The organism is Amycolatopsis sp. TRM77291 (genome assembly GCF_054166285.1).
This window is the reverse complement of sequence record NZ_JBSZHF010000001.1, coordinates 7,170,021-7,185,884: the sequence shown is the minus strand read 5'-3', so window position 1 is coordinate 7,185,884 and position 15,864 is coordinate 7,170,021. Positions and strand designations below refer to the sequence as shown.

15 protein-coding genes and 2 tRNA genes are annotated in these 15,864 nt (G+C 68.2%); 12 read left to right on the top strand and 5 right to left on the bottom strand.

The genetic code is table 11. The annotated features are described in order from the left end of the window. The first annotated feature begins 274 nt into the window (after positions 1 to 274). The 11 genes from ACXIZN_RS33530 (at position 275) to ACXIZN_RS33480 (ending at position 9,564) form a co-directional block, all read left to right on the top strand. Positions 275 to 766 (top strand): DciA family protein, encoded by a 492-nt coding sequence (locus ACXIZN_RS33530; RefSeq protein WP_192747980.1) that lies wholly within the window; start codon positions 275 to 277, stop codon positions 764 to 766. Between the two features lie 219 nt (positions 767 to 985). Continuing rightward, positions 986 to 2,953, top strand: a complete 1,968-nt coding sequence (gyrB, locus tag ACXIZN_RS33525) for a DNA topoisomerase (ATP-hydrolyzing) subunit B (protein WP_457958987.1) — start codon at positions 986 to 988, stop codon at positions 2,951 to 2,953. Positions 2,954 to 3,003: 50 nt separating this feature from the next. Then, entirely contained in the window at positions 3,004 to 5,529 is a 2,526-nt protein-coding gene (gene gyrA, locus ACXIZN_RS33520; RefSeq protein ID WP_219146846.1) for a DNA gyrase subunit A, read from the top strand. Positions 5,530 to 5,565: 36 nt separating this feature from the next. After that, positions 5,566 to 6,252 carry a DUF3566 domain-containing protein gene (locus ACXIZN_RS33515; RefSeq protein WP_037333971.1) on the top strand — a complete coding sequence of 229 codons (687 nt, stop codon included), beginning with the start codon at positions 5,566 to 5,568 and terminating at the stop codon, positions 6,250 to 6,252. A 47-nt stretch (positions 6,253 to 6,299) separates the two neighbouring features. Continuing rightward, positions 6,300 to 6,373: transfer RNA gene (locus ACXIZN_RS33510), tRNA-Ile, on the top strand. A gap of 342 nt (positions 6,374 to 6,715) precedes the next feature. After that, the gene (locus tag ACXIZN_RS33505; protein WP_034321928.1) at positions 6,716 to 6,904 is read left to right on the top strand and encodes a DLW-39 family protein; all 189 of its coding nucleotides are present in this window, start codon (positions 6,716 to 6,718) and stop codon (positions 6,902 to 6,904) included. 37 nt (positions 6,905 to 6,941) lie between these two features. Further along, a tRNA-Ala gene (locus tag ACXIZN_RS33500) sits at positions 6,942 to 7,014 on the top strand. 73 nt (positions 7,015 to 7,087) lie between these two features. Continuing rightward, positions 7,088 to 7,528: a hypothetical protein gene (locus ACXIZN_RS33495; protein WP_457958986.1), complete on the top strand. Its 441-nt coding sequence runs from the start codon at positions 7,088 to 7,090 to the stop codon at positions 7,526 to 7,528. Between the two features lie 97 nt (positions 7,529 to 7,625). After that, entirely contained in the window at positions 7,626 to 7,997 is a 372-nt protein-coding gene (locus tag ACXIZN_RS33490; RefSeq protein ID WP_457958985.1) for a hypothetical protein, read from the top strand. Between the two features lie 4 nt (positions 7,998 to 8,001). Next, positions 8,002 to 9,042, top strand: a complete 1,041-nt coding sequence (locus tag ACXIZN_RS33485) for a hypothetical protein (protein ID WP_457958984.1) — start codon at positions 8,002 to 8,004, stop codon at positions 9,040 to 9,042. A 9-nt stretch (positions 9,043 to 9,051) separates the two neighbouring features. Continuing rightward, positions 9,052 to 9,564: a YbaB/EbfC family nucleoid-associated protein gene (locus tag ACXIZN_RS33480; protein WP_457958983.1), complete on the top strand. Its 513-nt coding sequence runs from the start codon at positions 9,052 to 9,054 to the stop codon at positions 9,562 to 9,564. A 196-nt stretch (positions 9,565 to 9,760) separates the two neighbouring features. Here the strand turns inward: ACXIZN_RS33480 and ACXIZN_RS33475 are convergent, their stop codons facing one another. The 4 genes from ACXIZN_RS33475 to ACXIZN_RS33460 all read right to left on the bottom strand — a co-directional run bounded on the left by ACXIZN_RS33475 (position 9,761) and on the right by ACXIZN_RS33460 (position 13,384). Continuing rightward, positions 9,761 to 10,693 carry an alpha/beta hydrolase gene (locus ACXIZN_RS33475; protein ID WP_457958982.1) on the bottom strand — a complete coding sequence of 311 codons (933 nt, stop codon included), beginning with the start codon at positions 10,691 to 10,693 and terminating at the stop codon, positions 9,761 to 9,763. 64 nt (positions 10,694 to 10,757) lie between these two features. Continuing rightward, complete coding sequence (locus ACXIZN_RS33470; RefSeq protein WP_457958981.1) at positions 10,758 to 11,417, bottom strand: response regulator; 660 nt, start codon at positions 11,415 to 11,417, stop codon at positions 10,758 to 10,760. Further along, positions 11,408 to 12,472, bottom strand: coding sequence for a sensor histidine kinase (locus tag ACXIZN_RS33465; protein WP_457958980.1), 1,065 nt, complete (start codon positions 12,470 to 12,472; stop codon positions 11,408 to 11,410). Before ACXIZN_RS33465 ends, ACXIZN_RS33470 begins: the two co-directional genes overlap by 10 nt. Before the next feature lie 60 nt (positions 12,473 to 12,532). Then, positions 12,533 to 13,384: an ADP-ribosylglycohydrolase family protein gene (locus ACXIZN_RS33460; protein ID WP_457958979.1), complete on the bottom strand. Its 852-nt coding sequence runs from the start codon at positions 13,382 to 13,384 to the stop codon at positions 12,533 to 12,535. A 44-nt stretch (positions 13,385 to 13,428) separates the two neighbouring features. On the opposite strand from ACXIZN_RS33460, the gene ACXIZN_RS33455 reads away from it, so the two are divergent. Next, complete coding sequence (locus ACXIZN_RS33455) at positions 13,429 to 14,622, top strand: DNA glycosylase AlkZ-like family protein (RefSeq protein WP_457958978.1); 1,194 nt, start codon at positions 13,429 to 13,431, stop codon at positions 14,620 to 14,622. Here ACXIZN_RS33455 and ACXIZN_RS33450 read toward each other — a convergent pair. Then, a complete protein-coding gene (locus tag ACXIZN_RS33450) occupies positions 14,603 to 15,850 on the bottom strand; it encodes a M14 family metallopeptidase (RefSeq protein ID WP_457958977.1) in 1,248 nt (415 codons plus the stop codon). The genes ACXIZN_RS33455 and ACXIZN_RS33450 overlap by 20 nt on opposite strands. Positions 15,851 to 15,864 lie beyond the last annotated feature (14 nt).

The following is a 15,864-nucleotide window of genomic DNA, read 5'->3' as shown; positions in this document are numbered from 1 at the left end:
GGCGGGGCAGCGGACACCAGGGGTGATCGGCGCCACAGCAGTTGCCCACCGATCTGGGGACAAACCTGTGGACAGTGTGGATAACACCAGGAAAGCGTTATCGCCCCGCGTGACCAAGGGGCCTGATAAGCGGCTTGACACCCCCCATCCGGGCGGTAACCCGGGTGAGGGAGCGTTGTTCGATACGCAGCGTGAACTCACTACGGTATCGAACGGTGCAACCGATACCGAAAGCAAGGAACCGGCCACGGGGCGTGACCTCGCGCGTGCCGCGCTGGACGCCGCGAAGGCGAAAGCCAAGGCCCGTGGAGTTGAACCGGGCGTCCGCCGCGGCCGTATCACCGGAGGGGGAGCCGGTTCGGCTGGGCAAAGCCCACGACGTCGTCGCTGGTCAGGCCCGGGTGCCGACGCCCGCGACCCGCAGCCGCTCGGCAGGCTCGCCTCCCGGATCGCGGTCGACCGCGGCTGGAACACACGGCTGGCCAACGGTCAGGTCTTCGGAAGCTGGACGCGGCTTGTGGGTGAAGAGGTCGCCGAACACGCCCAGCCCGTGGCCCTGAAGGACGGCGAGCTGACCGTCCGCGCGAGCTCGACGGCGTGGGCGACGCAGCTTCGCCTGCTCCAGGGACAGCTGCTGGCGAAGATCGCGAAGGGCGTCGGGCACGGCGTGGTGAAGAAGATGCGGATCCAGGGGCCGACGGCTCCGAGTTGGCGGAAAGGACCGCGGCATGTGCCGGGACGCGGCCCGCGTGACACGTACGGCTGATCCGAGTTGCGCTTCGGCGTGACTTGCCTTCGAAGACTGTGCCATCAAAGCCCCGAGAAGGCGCCCAGAGTGCTTCGCGAACGTCAAGACTCTTCTTCGGACGAATTAGCGCGCCTGTGAGCAAATCAGGGGTGTCCTTGCCGCATGTCTGCGAACGCGGCCAAGTACACTGGGGATGAGCGAGCGTCCGCTCGGGCGAGACGAGGAGAATCAACGCCTGTGACCGAGAACAAGAGCGAGTACAACGCGTCGTCGATCACGGTGCTCGAAGGCCTCGAAGCCGTCCGCAAGCGTCCCGGTATGTACATCGGTTCCACCGGTGAACGCGGCCTCCACCACCTCGTCCAGGAGGTGGTCGACAACTCCGTCGACGAGGCGATGGCCGGCTACGCGACCAAGGTCGAGGTTACCCTGCTGGCCGACGGCGGGGTGCGCGTCGTGGACGACGGCCGCGGCATCCCGGTCGACATGCACCCCAAGGAGCAGAAGCCGACCCTCGAGGTCGTGCTCACCGTGCTCCACGCGGGCGGCAAGTTCGACAGCGACTCCTACGCGGTCTCCGGTGGTCTGCACGGTGTCGGCGTCTCCGTGGTGAACGCGCTCTCGACCAAGCTGATCGCCGAAGTCAAACGCGGCGGGCACAGCTGGCGGCAGGTGTACACCGACCAGATCCCCGGTGAGCTGGAGGACCTCGGCCCCGCCGAGGACACCGGCACCACGATCACCTTCTGGGCCGACGGCGACATCTTCGAGACCACGACGTACAACTTCGAGACGATCTCCCGGCGTCTCCAGGAGATGGCCTTCCTCAACAAGGGCCTGACCCTTTCGCTGCGCGACGAGCGCGTCGCCGACGAAGAGACCGAAGCCGACGCTTCCGGCCAGGCGGCGCGGGTCAAAGAGAAGACCTACTGCTACCCGGGCGGTCTCGAAGACTTCGTCAAGCACATCAACGGCAGCAAGGACCCGATCCACGCGTCCGTGATCTCCTTCGAGGCCAAGGGCACCGGCCTCGAGGTCGAGGTCGCCATGCAGTGGAACAACGGCTTCACGCCGTCGGTGTACACCTTCGCCAACACGATCAACACGCACGAGGGCGGCACGCACGAAGAGGGCTTCCGCGCCGCGCTCACCCGCGTCGTCAACGCGTACGCGCGCGAGAAGAAGCTGCTCAAGGAGAAGGACGCCAACCTCTCCGGTGACGACGTGCGCGAGGGCCTCGCCGCGATCGTCTCGATCAAGCTCTCCGAGCCGCAGTTCGAGGGCCAGACCAAGACCAAGCTGGGCAACAGCGAGGCCAAGACGTTCGTGCAGCAGACCTCGAACGAATGGCTGGCCGACTGGTTCGAGCGCAACCCCACCGAGGCGAAGACGATCATCAACAAGTCGATCTCCTCGGCGCAGGCGCGGATGGCCGCCCGCAAGGCGCGCGACCTGGTCCGCCGCAAGGGCGCGCTGGAGATCGGCGGGCTGCCCGGCAAGCTCAAGGACTGCCGCTCGACCAACCCGTCGGAATGCGAGCTCTACATCGTCGAGGGTGACTCGGCGGGCGGTTCGGCCAAGGAAGGCCGCGACTCGATGTACCAGGCGATCCTGCCGATCCGGGGCAAGATCATCAACGTCGAGAAGGCCCGTATCGACCGCGTCCTCAAGAACACCGAGGTCCAGTCGCTGATCACCGCGCTCGGCACCGGTATCCACGAAGAGTTCGACATCGAGAAGCTGCGCTACCACAAGATCGTGCTGATGGCCGACGCCGACGTGGACGGCCAGCACATCACCACGCTGCTGCTCACCTTCCTGTTCCGGTTCATGCCCCCGCTGATCGAGCACGGACACGTGTTCCTCTCGCGCCCGCCGCTGTACAAGATCAAGTGGCCGCGGCAGGACCCGGAGTACGCCTACTCCGACCGGGAACGCGACGCCGTCATCCAGGCGGGTGTCGAGGCAGGCCGGAAGCTGCCGAAGGACGACGCGATCCAGCGCTACAAGGGTCTCGGTGAGATGAACGCCGAAGAGCTGTGGGAGACCACGATGGACCCGGCGAACCGGCTGCTCGGCCAGGTCACCCTGGACGACGCCGCGCAGGCCGACGACCTGTTCTCCGTCCTGATGGGCGAGGACGTCGAAGCGCGCCGTTCCTTCATCACGCGTAACGCCAAGGACGTGCGTTTCCTCGACGTCTAGCGACGTCCCGCTCTTTTGTCCCCTAGGACTGCTCCCACGAGAAGGACCTCATGACGGAAACCTTGCCGCCGGCTCCGGACCACGACCGGATCGAGCCGGTCGACATCCAGCAGGAGATGCAGCGCTCCTACATCGACTACGCGATGAGCGTCATCGTGTCGCGGGCGCTGCCGGACGTGCGGGACGGCCTCAAGCCGGTGCACCGCCGAGTGCTGTACTCGATGTTCGACTCCGGCTTCCGCCCCGATCGCGGGTACAACAAGTGCTCCCGCGTCGTCGGCGACGTGATGGGCAACTACCACCCGCACGGTGACTCCGCGATCTACGACGCGCTCGTGCGGCTCGCGCAGCCGTGGTCGCTGCGGTACCCGCTGATCGACGGCCAGGGCAACTTCGGTTCGTCGGGCAACGACCCCGCCGCCGCCATGCGGTACACCGAGTCCCGGCTGGCGCATCTCGCGATGCACATGCTGCAGGACATCGAAGAAGAGACCGTCGACTTCTCCGACAACTACGACGGCCGCACCCAGGAGCCCGACGTCCTGCCGTCGCGGTTCCCGAACCTGCTGGTCAACGGTGGTTCCGGGATCGCGGTCGGGATGGCGACCAACATTCCGCCGCACAACCTGCGCGAGGTCGCCGACGGCGTCAAATGGGCGCTGGAGAACTTCGAGGCCAGCGACGACGAGCTGCTCGCCGCGCTGCTGGTCCGGATCAAGGGCCCGGACTTCCCGACCAGGGCGATGATCCTCGGCAACTCCGGGATCGAGGACGCGTACCGCACCGGCCGCGGCTCCGTGCGCATGCGCGCGGTCGTCGAGGTCGAAGAGGACGCCAAGGGCCGCACGATCCTGGTCGTGTCCGAGCTGCCGTACCAGGTCAACCCGGACAACCTGGTCGAGAACATCGCGAACCTGGTCCGCGACGGCAAGCTCACCGGCATCTCCGACATCGCCGACGAGTCCAACAGCCGCAGCGGGATGCGGATCGTCGTCACGATCAAACGTGACGCGGTCGCGAAGGTCGTGCTGAACAACCTGTACAAGCACACCCAGCTGCAGCAGAACTTCGGTGTCAACATGCTGGCCCTTGTCGACGGCGTGCCCCGCACGCTGCGGCTGGACCAGATGATCCGGCACTACGTGAAGCACCAGATCGACGTCATCGTCCGCCGGACCCGCTTCCGGCTGCGCAAGGCCGAGGAACGCGCCCACATCCTGCGCGGTCTGGTCAAGGCGCTGGACATGCTCGACGAGGTCATCGCCCTCATCCGGCGGTCGCCTTCGGCCGAAGAGGCCCGGCCCGCCCTGATGAGCCTGCTCGACGTCGACGAGATCCAGGCGACCGCGATCCTCGACATGCAGCTCCGCCGCCTCGCGGCACTGGAGCGGCAGCGGATCATCGACACCCTCGCCGAGATCGAACTCGAGATCGCCGACCTCAAGGACATCCTCGAGAAGCCCGAGCGGCAGCGCTCGATCATCGCCGAGGAACTGCAGGAGATCGTCGACAAGTACGGCGACGACCGGCGCACCAAGATCATCCCGTTCGACGGGGACGTGTCGGTCGAAGACCTCATCGCGGTCGAGGACGTCGTCGTCACCATCACCCGCACGGGTTACGCCAAGCGGACGAAAACCGATCTGTACCGCTCGCAGAAACGCGGCGGCAAGGGTGTCCAGGGCGCGACCCTCAAACAGGACGACATCGTCCAGCACTTCTTCGTCTGCTCGACCCACGACTGGATCCTGTTCTTCACGAACAAGGGCCGTGTGTACCGGGCCAAGGCCTACGACCTGCCCGAGGCCAACCGCAACGCGCGCGGCCAGCACGTCGCGAACCTGCTCGCCTTCCAGCCCGACGAGCAGATCGCCCAGGTCATCGAGATCCCGAACTACGAGGTCGCCCCGTATCTCGTGCTCGCGACCCGCCGCGGCCTGGTGAAGAAGACCAAGCTCACCGACTTCGACTCCAACCGCGCCGGCGGCCTCATCGCCGTCAACCTGCGCGAAGGCGACGAACTGGTCGGCGCGGTCCTCGCGGCCGCCGAGGACGACCTGCTCCTCGTCTCCGCGGAAGGCCAGTCGATCCGCTTCCACGCCACCGACGAAGCCCTGCGTCCCATGGGCCGCGCGACGTCCGGTGTGCTGGGCATGCGGTTCAACGACGGCGACGAACTGCTCGGCATCAACGTCGTCCAGCCGGACCGGTTCCTCCTCGTCGCCACCGCCGGCGGCTACGCCAAGCGCACCCCGACCGAGGACTACCCGGTGCAGGGCCGCGGCGGCAAGGGTGTGCTCACCATTCAGTACGACCAGAAACGTGGCAGGCTGGTGGGCGCGGTCATCGTCGACGCCGAAGACGAGCTGTACGCGATCACCTCCAGCGGCGGGGTGATCCGGACTTCGGCCGGACAGGTGCGCAAGGCAGGCAGGCAGACGAAGGGAGTGCGGCTGATGAATCTCGACGAAGGAACAACTCTTCTCGCGGTCGCACGCAACGCGGACGAGCCCTCGGACGTCGCCACTGCAGGTAGTACTGAAGGAGAAGAAACCCCGGCGTCGGAGCAGGAGTAGACGACGCCCCACGTACTGGGTAAGGACTGACACCTCGTGACACCATCCGAGAAGCCCGAAGCAGGCGGCGCACAGGCGGGTTCGTCGAGCCCGCCCTGGCAGCGTGACAGCGGCGCCGGGGAACCCGAAGGCTCCAGCGAGCAGACGGTCTCGGTGTCTTCGGTCGCCACCGAAGACGTGGCCCACTCGGACCCGAAGCGGGACGCGACGACCGTGACCGACTATCACGGGGTCAGCGGCACAGCCGCGAAGAGGCTTTTCGGCGACAGCGGAGAGGGCGAGCCCGCCCCCTCCGCCATCCCGTCGGCTTCCCGCACCCGTGCCGCGCCGACCGCACTCCGCCGCCCCGGCCGCGGACCGCGTCGCGCCAGCCTGCAGATCAAACGCTTCGACCCCTGGTCGGTGCTGAAGCTGTCCCTCGTCCTCGGCGTCGCGCTGTTCTTCGTGTGGCTCGTCGCCGTCGGCGTCCTCTACACCGTCCTCGACGGCATGGGCGTCTGGGACAAACTCAACGGGACCTACTCGTCGCTCGTCGGCGGCGAAGGGGCCGACGCGCCGGCCGACCCGTTGATCAGCGCCGGCCGCGTCTTCGGGATCGCGGCCATCCTCGGCGCCATCAACATCGTGCTGATCTCGGCGCTGGCCACCGTCAGCGCCTTCATCTACAACGTCTCCGCCGACCTCGCCGGAGGCCTGGAAGTGACCCTTTCCGAACGAGAGTGACCCGGTTGCAGGGCGCCGGAAGGCGTCCTGTAATCTTCTCCTCGTTCGGGCCCATAGCTCAGGCGGTTAGAGCGCTTCGCTGATAACGAAGAGGTCCCAGGTTCAAGTCCTGGTGGGCCCACTCCGAAAGCCGGTTCGCGATTCTCGCGGGTCGGCTTTTCTGTTATCCGGCTGCTTCTCGTTCGGCCAGGAACTCGAAGAGCAGTTCGGAGACGCGTACCTCTGCGCGGGTGTGATGTCCCAGCCGGTCCAGCCTTCCGGTAGCGCGAGGTGGCCGAGGTCATGCGTGCCGCGGGAGTGTTCCGTGGCGTGCCCGTGTTGAGACTGGTGGACCCTGCCGGCCTTCTCTTCCCGGCAGGGTCTTCGGTTCCACGTGGAACGTCGGGCAGCGGGCGTCCGGAGAACGGCGTGCAGTAGCATCGGTGGGTAAGCGGAGCAACTCGGCGGAAAGAGGGGGCTTCTGATGAAGAAGCTGTTGGCACTCGCGGTCATCGCGGGCGGCGTGCTGTTCGTGATCAAGCGCAACAAGGCAGCCAAGGCCGAGGCCGACCTCTGGCGTGAGGCCACCGCTCCCACCGAGCGCCCCCTGGGATCCGCTTCCACGAACGGAAGCGCTCCGGCCAAGGCCGCGGACGCGTCCCGCAACAACTGATTTCGGCGCGGGCGGTTATCATGATCGCCTGCGACCCGGGGCTGTAGCTCAATTGGTAGAGCACTGCCTTTGCAAGGCAGGGGTCAGGGGTTCGATTCCCCTCAGCTCCACTCCTCGAAGGCCATCCGCACCGCGGGTGGCCTTTTTCGTTTCCGCGCCGTGGCTTCCTGCCAGAATGCGCGCATGGGTGTTCTCTTCGACTACTTCGCCGCGCCGGACGACGACGCCGCGGCCACCACGATCGACCTCGTCGGCGGCCCGGACGAGGCGTCCTTCCCGACCGTCGCGCTCAAAGGCGTGGACCCGTTCGTGCAATTGGGCACGCTGGAGTCCCTGCTCACCGGTGTCGACTACGAAGTCGTCATCGAACGTGAAATCGCCCCCGTCACCATGGCAGGCGAAGGCACGCGTCTCGTCGTCGCGCTGACCGCAGAGCTGTCCGCCGCGCTGGCCGACGCCGACGAGGCGCGCCTGAACGAGGTGGCCGAGCCTTGGTCCCGAACGGAGGAGTTCGGTGGCCAGGCCGACCCCGCCGACCTGGCCACCATGCTGACCGGCCTCGCGGAACTCGCTCGCAACGCGCGGACCAGGGGTGATCGCCTCTACTGCTGGGTCTGCGTCTGAGTGGTGACGTTCGTCACCGTACGCGGATGACAAAGTCTCGCGCCGAGCCAAGTCAACGCTGCTTACATGGGGGTGGAATCCGGACAGCGAGGTGAACATGGTCAGTTTCGAAACCGACCTCGACGATCTCAGGTTGTCGAGCAAGGAACTGCAGAAGGCCGCGGACATAGTCACGACCGCCCATACCGGAGTGCGAGGGCAGGACGTGCCCGCTCCCGACCCGGTCACGGGAGGCCTTCTCCCCGGCTTTTTCGCGCCGGACACCGCGTTCGGGAAATCCCTGGGCATGCGCGGGGTTTCGGCGGCATACGAGGAACACCGCCAGGCCGTCGAGAAGATGCTCGCGAAGCTGCACCGCAGCACGCAGGACGCTTCCCGGGCGTTGGAACGGGTCGCCGAACTTTACGAATCCGTGGACGAGGACAACAAGCAGCGAGTGAACCGCGCGGCATACGGGAACCAGGGGTAGCGGCGTGGACGGGTATTTCAACGCGCTGGACGCGGAAACCACCGCCGAGGGTGACGACAAGAACGCCGCGCTTCTCGAGGGGATCTCCCACGACCTCCAAGCGGGCGCCGAAAAGGCCTTCGCGGCGCTAGACCTCCTTTTCCTGGACTGGACGTTCGGCAGCGACATCGACATGACCGGCGGCCGGAAGGAACAGGTCCGCGATTTCTTCCTCGAATTCTCCGAGGCCGAGCTCGTCGGCGAGAACAGCCTGCAGACCATGATCGAGGCCTACGAAGGTCTCTGGAACGCTTTCCAGGACACGAAAGCGCCGCTCGACCGGTCTTTGGTCCTGTTGCTCAAGTGGCGTGGTGAAGGCGCCGAGACCGCCAAGAGCTACATCCAGGGTCTCGTGAACACCTACGCCCGGGTCGGCACCAAACTCACCGTGCTGGAAGCCGACATCGTGGCCGCGCGGGACGCCATCGCGACCGCACGGGCCGACCTGAGCACTCTCGCCGCTTCGTTCCTGACCGCGGCGGAAAAGTACCGGGACGACAAGGAACGGCAGGACGAATCCGCCTTCCAGAAGGCGCTGGCCGCGACCTTCGCCGCCGCTGTCACCGCACTGCTCGTGGCGGCCGTGCCACCGGCGGGCGGTCTCACCGCGGCGGCGTTCTTCACCACCGCGAACGGGGTGCAGGTCGCCGGCGCCGCGGCCGGGGCCGGGCTCGCCACGGCGGCCACCGTGCAGGCCGACATCGTCGGGGACAGCCCCGAAATGATCTACAACAGCTTCCACGACGGTGTGGTCAACATCCGTGAAGCCATGTTCCGCGCGTCGGAATCCCTGATCTCGAAGATCCACACCGAGATCAACAACCTGCCGATCATTCCGGAGCCGCCGGACGTCAGCCCGGGTGAGACGTTCGACCCCGGCAACTTCGAAACGGAGAACACCGACAAGGGAACGGAAAAGCGGGTCCGGGACAAGAACGTCGACATCTCGAACGACGGCAAGTTCCAGGAACCGCCGATGGAACTTTCCCCGCTGCCGACCGATTGACGGAGGATCGTGGCTGACAAACCGGCGGCCAAGAAGCCACCAGCCGACCGGCAAGCGATGCTCGAGGCGCTGGCCGCCCTCTCGGTCGACGCGTCCTCGCCGGACGGTGCCGTTTCCGTTTCGGTCAACACCGACGGCGTGATGACGCGGCTCAGGGTGAGTGAAGCCGTGTCGCGGATGTCGCCCGCCGAGATCGCGGACACCGTCATGCGGACCTATCAGGAAGCACAACAGGGATCCGCGAAACGCAGTGCGGAACTGATGGCGCCGATCGGCAACGCCGGCTACATCACCGACAGGCTCCGCTGGCGGCTCGGCTTCACCCCTTCGCTCCAGCAGGAAGGGGAAAGCGCCACGCCGTCGGCGCCGGTGTCTCGCCGTCCGGCGGCGGGCGCCGACAACGTGGTGCTCAAGGACCGTTCGGAAGAACCCGCGGGGCCCGCCGAGGACGAGGGGCCCGAACCGGCCGAATCCGACGATCAGTACTACGAGCAAGGCCTGCGATACCGGCCTTCCTGGTAGTACGGCGTGCAGGCCGGCCCGGCGGCGGAGATCATCCGCCGCCGGGCCGGTGACGACATCGTGCGCGTTCACCGTGTGTTTCGAGCCAGCCAGGTGAAGGTCCACCGGTAGAAGGCCTGCGCGGTAAGGCTGGTGTTGATCGAGTGACCGNGGCGCCCACCCCCCCCCCCCGGGCCGGTGACGACATCGTGCGCGTTCACCGTGTGTTTCGAGCCAGCCAGGTGAAGGTCCACCGGTAGAAGGCCTGCGCGGTAAGGCTGGTGTTGATCGAGTGACCGCTGCCCCGCACGATCTCGTCGGCGCCGCAGTCGCCGCTTCCGCAGACCAGGGTGTCGTGCTCGCCGAGTACGTACGCCGTCGGGACCTTCGGCGCCGACCGGTTCGCCGCGCCGGGTCCCACCGAGCGGAGTTCCGCCGACGCCAGCGTGTCCTTGAGGGCTTCTTCGACGGGAATGATCGCCGGATCGTACGTGCCGGGGTGGTGGAAGGTCCGCGCGCGAGTGCCGGGGACTGTCGTGAGATAGCCGCGGGCCCAAGGCTTTCCGGCGAATTTCGGGTCCAGTTCGGCCGGGTGGAACGGCGACGCGGCCTCGGCCCGTGCGCCCGGCCGGTCGCGGGGGATGCCGCTGACGATCACGGCGTCGACACCGCCCCGCCCGGCGGCCCGTTCGGCGACGAGCCCGCCCATGGAGTGTCCATTGAGGACGATCGTGCGGAACCGCGGGCGCAGCTGCCGGACGACCTGGTGGACGGCCTCGCCGCCGGCTTCGAAGTCGAGGGTTGCCGGATCCGGGCGGCTGCTGCGGCCGTATCCGAGCCTGTCGAGGTTGAGCGTCGCGTAGCCCGCGCGGGTCGCACTGTCCACATAGGAATAGCGACGCGGCTGGTAGGGCCAGTCCCAGTAGTCGCGGTCGTAGGTCCCGCCGTGCAACAGGACCTGCACCGGCGTGCGCGGGGTGAGTTCCCCCCGGACACAGAATTCGCCGGCGATCGTCTGGCGTTCGCCGTTCACCTGGACCGCGAAGCGTTGTTCGGCGCAGCGGGCCGGCCTTTCCGCGGCGGTCGCCGTCGTGATCCCGGTCAGGGAAAGGAGCGTGGTGAGCAGAGCGGCTTTCGCGATGAATTTCATGGCGAAAGCGTCACTCCCGGGCGGGGGTCGCGTCGTCGTGCCGGTGTGGGGATCGGCGGCTACGTCAGGCGCGCACCATCCCGCTCTGGTAGGCGAAAACCACCAGCTGGGCCCGGTCGCGGGCGTGGACCTTGGTCATCGCCCGGCTGACGTGGGTCCGCACGGTCGCCGCGCTGATCACGAACTCCCGCGCGATCTCCTCGTTCGACATCCCTTGCGCGACGCGAAGGACGACTTCGTGCTCTCGTTCGGTGAACGCCGAGCCGTCGGCACGGGGACGCGCCGGTGACGGCCGGGTGGCGAATTCCGCGATCAGGCGCCTGGTCACGCTCGGAGAGAGGAGTGCGTCCCCCACCGCCACGACGCGGACCGCCTGGATCAGATCGACGGGCCTGGTGTGCTTGAGCAGGAAGCCGCTCGCTCCGGCGCGCAGCGCGTCGAAGACGTATTCGTCGAGGTCGAACGTCGTCAGCATGAGGACGCGGACACCGGACAGCCGTTCGTCCGCCATGATCCGGCGGGTGGCCTCCAGCCCGTCCGTCCCCGGCATCCGGATGTCCATCAGCACGACGTCGGGCACGGTTTCCGCGACGACGGCGACCGCCGTCTCGCTGTCGTCCGCTTCCCCCACCACGGTGATCCCGGCTTCCGCCCGGAGCAGCGCCGCGAACCCGGACCGCACGAGCAGCTGGTCGTCGGCGAGCACCACCCTGATCACGGCCATCGCGCGCTCACCCGGAACCTCCCGCTCTCGCGGCCCGCGCTCAGTGTGCCGCCGGTCGCCCTGGCGCGTTCACCCATTCCGCTGATTCCGGCACCGGGAACATCCGGGCCAGGCGCGCGGACCTCGTTGAACACGTCGAGCCGCACGCCGCTCTCGTCGGCTCGCACCGTCACCTCGGCGGACGGCGCGCCGTGTTTCGCGGCGTTCGTGAGGGATTCCTGGAGGATCCGGTACACCGCGCCGCCGACCGGCTGCCCGATACCTGGAGCGTCGAGGTCCAGCGTGACGGCCAGGCCCGCCTGGTTCGCCGACGCGACCAGCGCGGGAATGTCCGCCACGCCCGGCGCCGGCCGGAGCGGGGCCGAGTCTTCACGCAGCAGCCGCACCATCGCGTTCAGTTCGTCAAGAATCGTGCCGCTGACCGTGCGGACGACACCAAGCGCTTCCTTCGCCACTTCCGGGTGATCGTCGATCACGTGCTCGGCCATTCCCGACTGGACGTTGATGACCGCCATCGCGTGGCCGACGCTGTCGTGCAGATCCTGGGCGATGCGCAGCCGCTCGCCGAGGACGCGATCGCGTTCCGCCCGTTCGGCGGCCGCGGCCCGCTCACGCCGCGCTCGGAGCGCGTCGGCCGCGAAGACCGCGAAGCCTGCCCAGCCGACGAAGACCAGATCGAGGACGCCCGCCCCGCCGGTGGTCAAGTTCGCGCCGACGACTATTACCGCCATACCGCCCGCGACGGCGTACGCGAGCCGCCGCGGGCGAAGGGTTCCGAGCGCGAACAGCGGCACGAGACCGGCGAACAACACCGGACCGTCGGGATAGCCGAACCCCAGGTAGAGCAGCAGCGCAAACGCCTCCGTCCCGGCCGTGGCCGCCGGGAGCCGCCACGCGGCGGCGAGCGCGAGACAAGCGAGCGCGACGACGGCGAAGCCGAACGCGTCGACCGGGCGTTCCCCGGGGCCGGGCTCCAGGTTCGCCGTGCCGACGACGAGCAGCGCGCTCACCGCGAGCCAAGCGGCGACGGCCCCGCTCCTGATCAGCCACTTCACCCGCTCAGTCTGCCGAAACCGGACGGCGCGCGCGTCCGCGTCGCGTGGAGTCCGCCTACGTCAGATGTGCAGCAGCCGCTCGTCGAGCGCGGCCAGATAGTCGCGGCCGAATTCGCCGTTCTCCAGGTCGCGCCACAGTGCCGGCGGCAGATCCTGGGCCACCTCGGGCGAGCGCGACGCGGCGGCCAGCGCGATCGTCGCGACGGTGTCGACGTCACCGGTGAGCGCGACGGCGGAGTGGAGCATCCCGCTCAGGCTCCGGCCGGTCACGAGGGTGGTCAGCGCGGCGCGCACGCTCATCCAGCCCTGCGGCCCGACCTTGCCCGACCACGGCAGCGCCCAGCCGCCGTGCCCGACGTCCTCCGGAAGGATCCCGTCGATCCACCTCGCGACCTCGGCGAGCGGGCCCACCCGATGGTGGCAGTAGTGCACGGCCAGCGCGGCCGCCTGCGCCGCGGCGATCCCGGCGGGGGTGTCGTGGGTGATCCTGGCCTGCAGTTTCGCGTGGTAGAGGACGTCGTCGACGGTCGGCAGGAGCCCGATCGGCCCGGCGCGCATGGCCGCCCCGCTCTTGTCGCTCTGCGGCTGGAGCCGCCGTAGCAGCTCTTCGCCGTCGCGGACCTCGCTGAGCAGCTGATGGAAACGCGGCGCGTAGCCGTCGTGCGGATCGCGGTGGTAGGCCCGCACGAACTGCTCGGCGAGCAGCAGCGGCGTCCAACGCCGTCCCGACACGAGCACTTCGGCGATCGCGATCGTCATCTGCGTGTCGTCGGTGTAGCGACCGGCCGGGGCGCCGGGCTGCCCGTGATGCGGCACGTAACCGGTCAGCGTGTTGTGCTCGGCCACGAAGCCCGGGTACGCGTGCTCGAAGGAGCCTCCGTACGCGTCGCCGATGGCCAGTTCGACCAGCATCCGGTCATCCTGCCAGGCCGCGGGGTGCCGCCTACCGTGGAGTCATGGCGACCGACAAGCTGCGCGCGTGGTGGGCACATCGGCAGGGGCTCGACGGAACGCTGCACGGGTCGTCGGCGGCCGAGGTGCTGGAGCGGACCGGCTGGATGCGCTCGGTCGGCGGATCGGCGCCCTATCTCGGGCTGTTCGCCAGAGCCGGTCTCGATCGCGAGACGGTCGACGCGGACGTCGCGCGGCTCGCCATCCATGAACTGCCTTCGGCGCGCGGCTGCACGTACGTCCTGCCGTCGGCGGATTTCGAACTCGGCCTGACCGTCGGGGCCGCGGCGCCCGCCGGTGAGCTCGCGGCCGCGGAGAAGTACCTCGGCGTCACGCAGGCCGAGATCGAGCAGCTGTGCGTCGTCGTCGCCGATCTGCTCGACGGCTCCGGCGAACCGCTCGCCCCGGCCGCGATCAAGGACGCCGCCGGAGCCGCGGTGCGCAACCTCGGGGAAGCGGGCCGCAAACGCGGCACCACCACGACGTTGCCGCTCGCGCTCGGCCTGCTCCAAGCCCGCGGTGAAATCCGCCGGGTCCCCGTCAACGGACGGCTGGACCAGCAGCGCTACGGCTACGTCCGGTGGACGCCATCCCCGCGCGGCGGACTGTCCGATATGGACACCGCGCGGACCGAACTCGCCCGGCGGTACTTCTCGTGGGCCGCCCCGGCGTCGCTGAAGCATTTCCGCTGGTTCTCCGGTTTCACCGCGGCCAGTGCGAAGAAGATCGCGGAACAGCTGGAACTAGTGTCGCTCGACGGCACCGATCTCTTGCTGCCCAAGGAGATCGCCGACGAGTTCGCCGCGTTCACCGTGCCGTCCGAGCCGTCGTACGCGCTGTTCGCCGGGATCGACGGCATCCACCTGCTGCACCGTGAGATGTCGCGGCTGCTCGCCGACGCCGACGTCGAACGGCCGGTACCCGGAGGCCGGGCGGGGGAGACGCTGGGTGGGCAGGCGGATCCGCCGAGTCACGTCATCGTCGACCGGGGCCGCATCGCCGGCCTTTGGGAGTTCGACACCGAGACGGGCAAGATCGTCCACCGGTTCTTCGGCGACGAGGACGCCGCACTGCGCGAGACGATCGCGCGAACCGAGGAATTCGTCCGTGACCAGCTGGGCGACGCCCGAAGCTTCAGCTTGGATTCGCCGAAGAGCCGGGCGTCGCGAGTGGCCGATCTCAGGCTTTCGCCTCGTTGATCAGGATGTCGACCGCCTTGTCGTTGCGGGCGGTCTGCTCCGGGATCACCGAAGCGGGCGGGTAGAAGCCGTCGATCCCGCCGTCCTTCGGGTACATCTCGAAGGTGTAACTGAGGATCTTGTGCTTGCCCCACGCCCAGTCGTTGACGTCGCCGTCGGTGACGTACAGATCGCTGGACTGCTCCGGCGTGTAGCCGTTGGTGGCGGCCATCTGCTTGCCGACGTCGGCGAAACGCTTCGCTTCCTCTTCGTTCAGGCCCGTGTCGGTGTCGGCCTTCGTGTAGCCGTACGGCCAGAGCACCAGTTCCGAGAAGGTGTGGAAGTCGATGTGCGTTTTGATCTGCTGCGCGCCGCCGACCACGCGGGAGTCGACGAAGTCCGCGACCGCCTTGGTCTCGGGCTCGGAGAAGGCCGACGGTCCGTGGTAGTCCTCGGCGGATGGGCTGTTGCTCGACCCGCCGCAACAGTTCCACTTGTAGTCCCAGTTGCGGTTCGGGTCGGTGCCGATCGCGTTGCTGCCCGGCACGGGCTTCCGCGTCTTGCGCCAGCCCTGGTACTCGCCGCCGGTGATGTCGTACTCGGAGCCGTCCGGGTTGACGTTCGGGATCACGTAGATCTCGTGCTCGTCGACCATCTTCTTGATGGCCGCGTCGGTCGCGTAGCCGCTGGTGAACCGCTGGACGATCCGCAGGCACATCTCGGTGGTGAGGTGTTCGCGCGCGTGCTGGTTGCAGGTGAACAGGACCTCGGGCTCGTTCTCGTCCGTGCCCGCGTTGTCGCTGATCTTCAGCAGGTTCAGCTCACGGCCCTCGTGGGACTTGCCGATGCTGGACAGCGTCGCGATGTCGCCGTGGTCCTTCGCCGCCTTCTGCAGCTCAGCGGTCGTTTCGGCGTAGGTGTGGTACGCCTCGTCGCCCGGCGGGAAGTCACCCGCGACCGCCGCGGTGCCCGCACGGGCGCTCCGCTGCTTCAGCATGCTGTCGAAGTCACCGAGCGACTTGAGGCCGAAGCCGTTCGCGCGCAGGGCCGCGGCCTGCCCCGGGGTGGCGACGACCGTGAGCGCGCCGCCGCGCGAGCCCGCGACGTCGACGCCGGTACGGGCGACCGCGGTGCGTTTGTCCGGCGTGGACGCGCCCTCCACCGAGTACAGCCCTCTCGCCGGGTCGCCGGTCTGGGCGCTCGCGACGGGCGTCGTGACGGCCAGCAGGGCGAGCCCGGTGGCGGCCAAGGCGCCCCGATGCG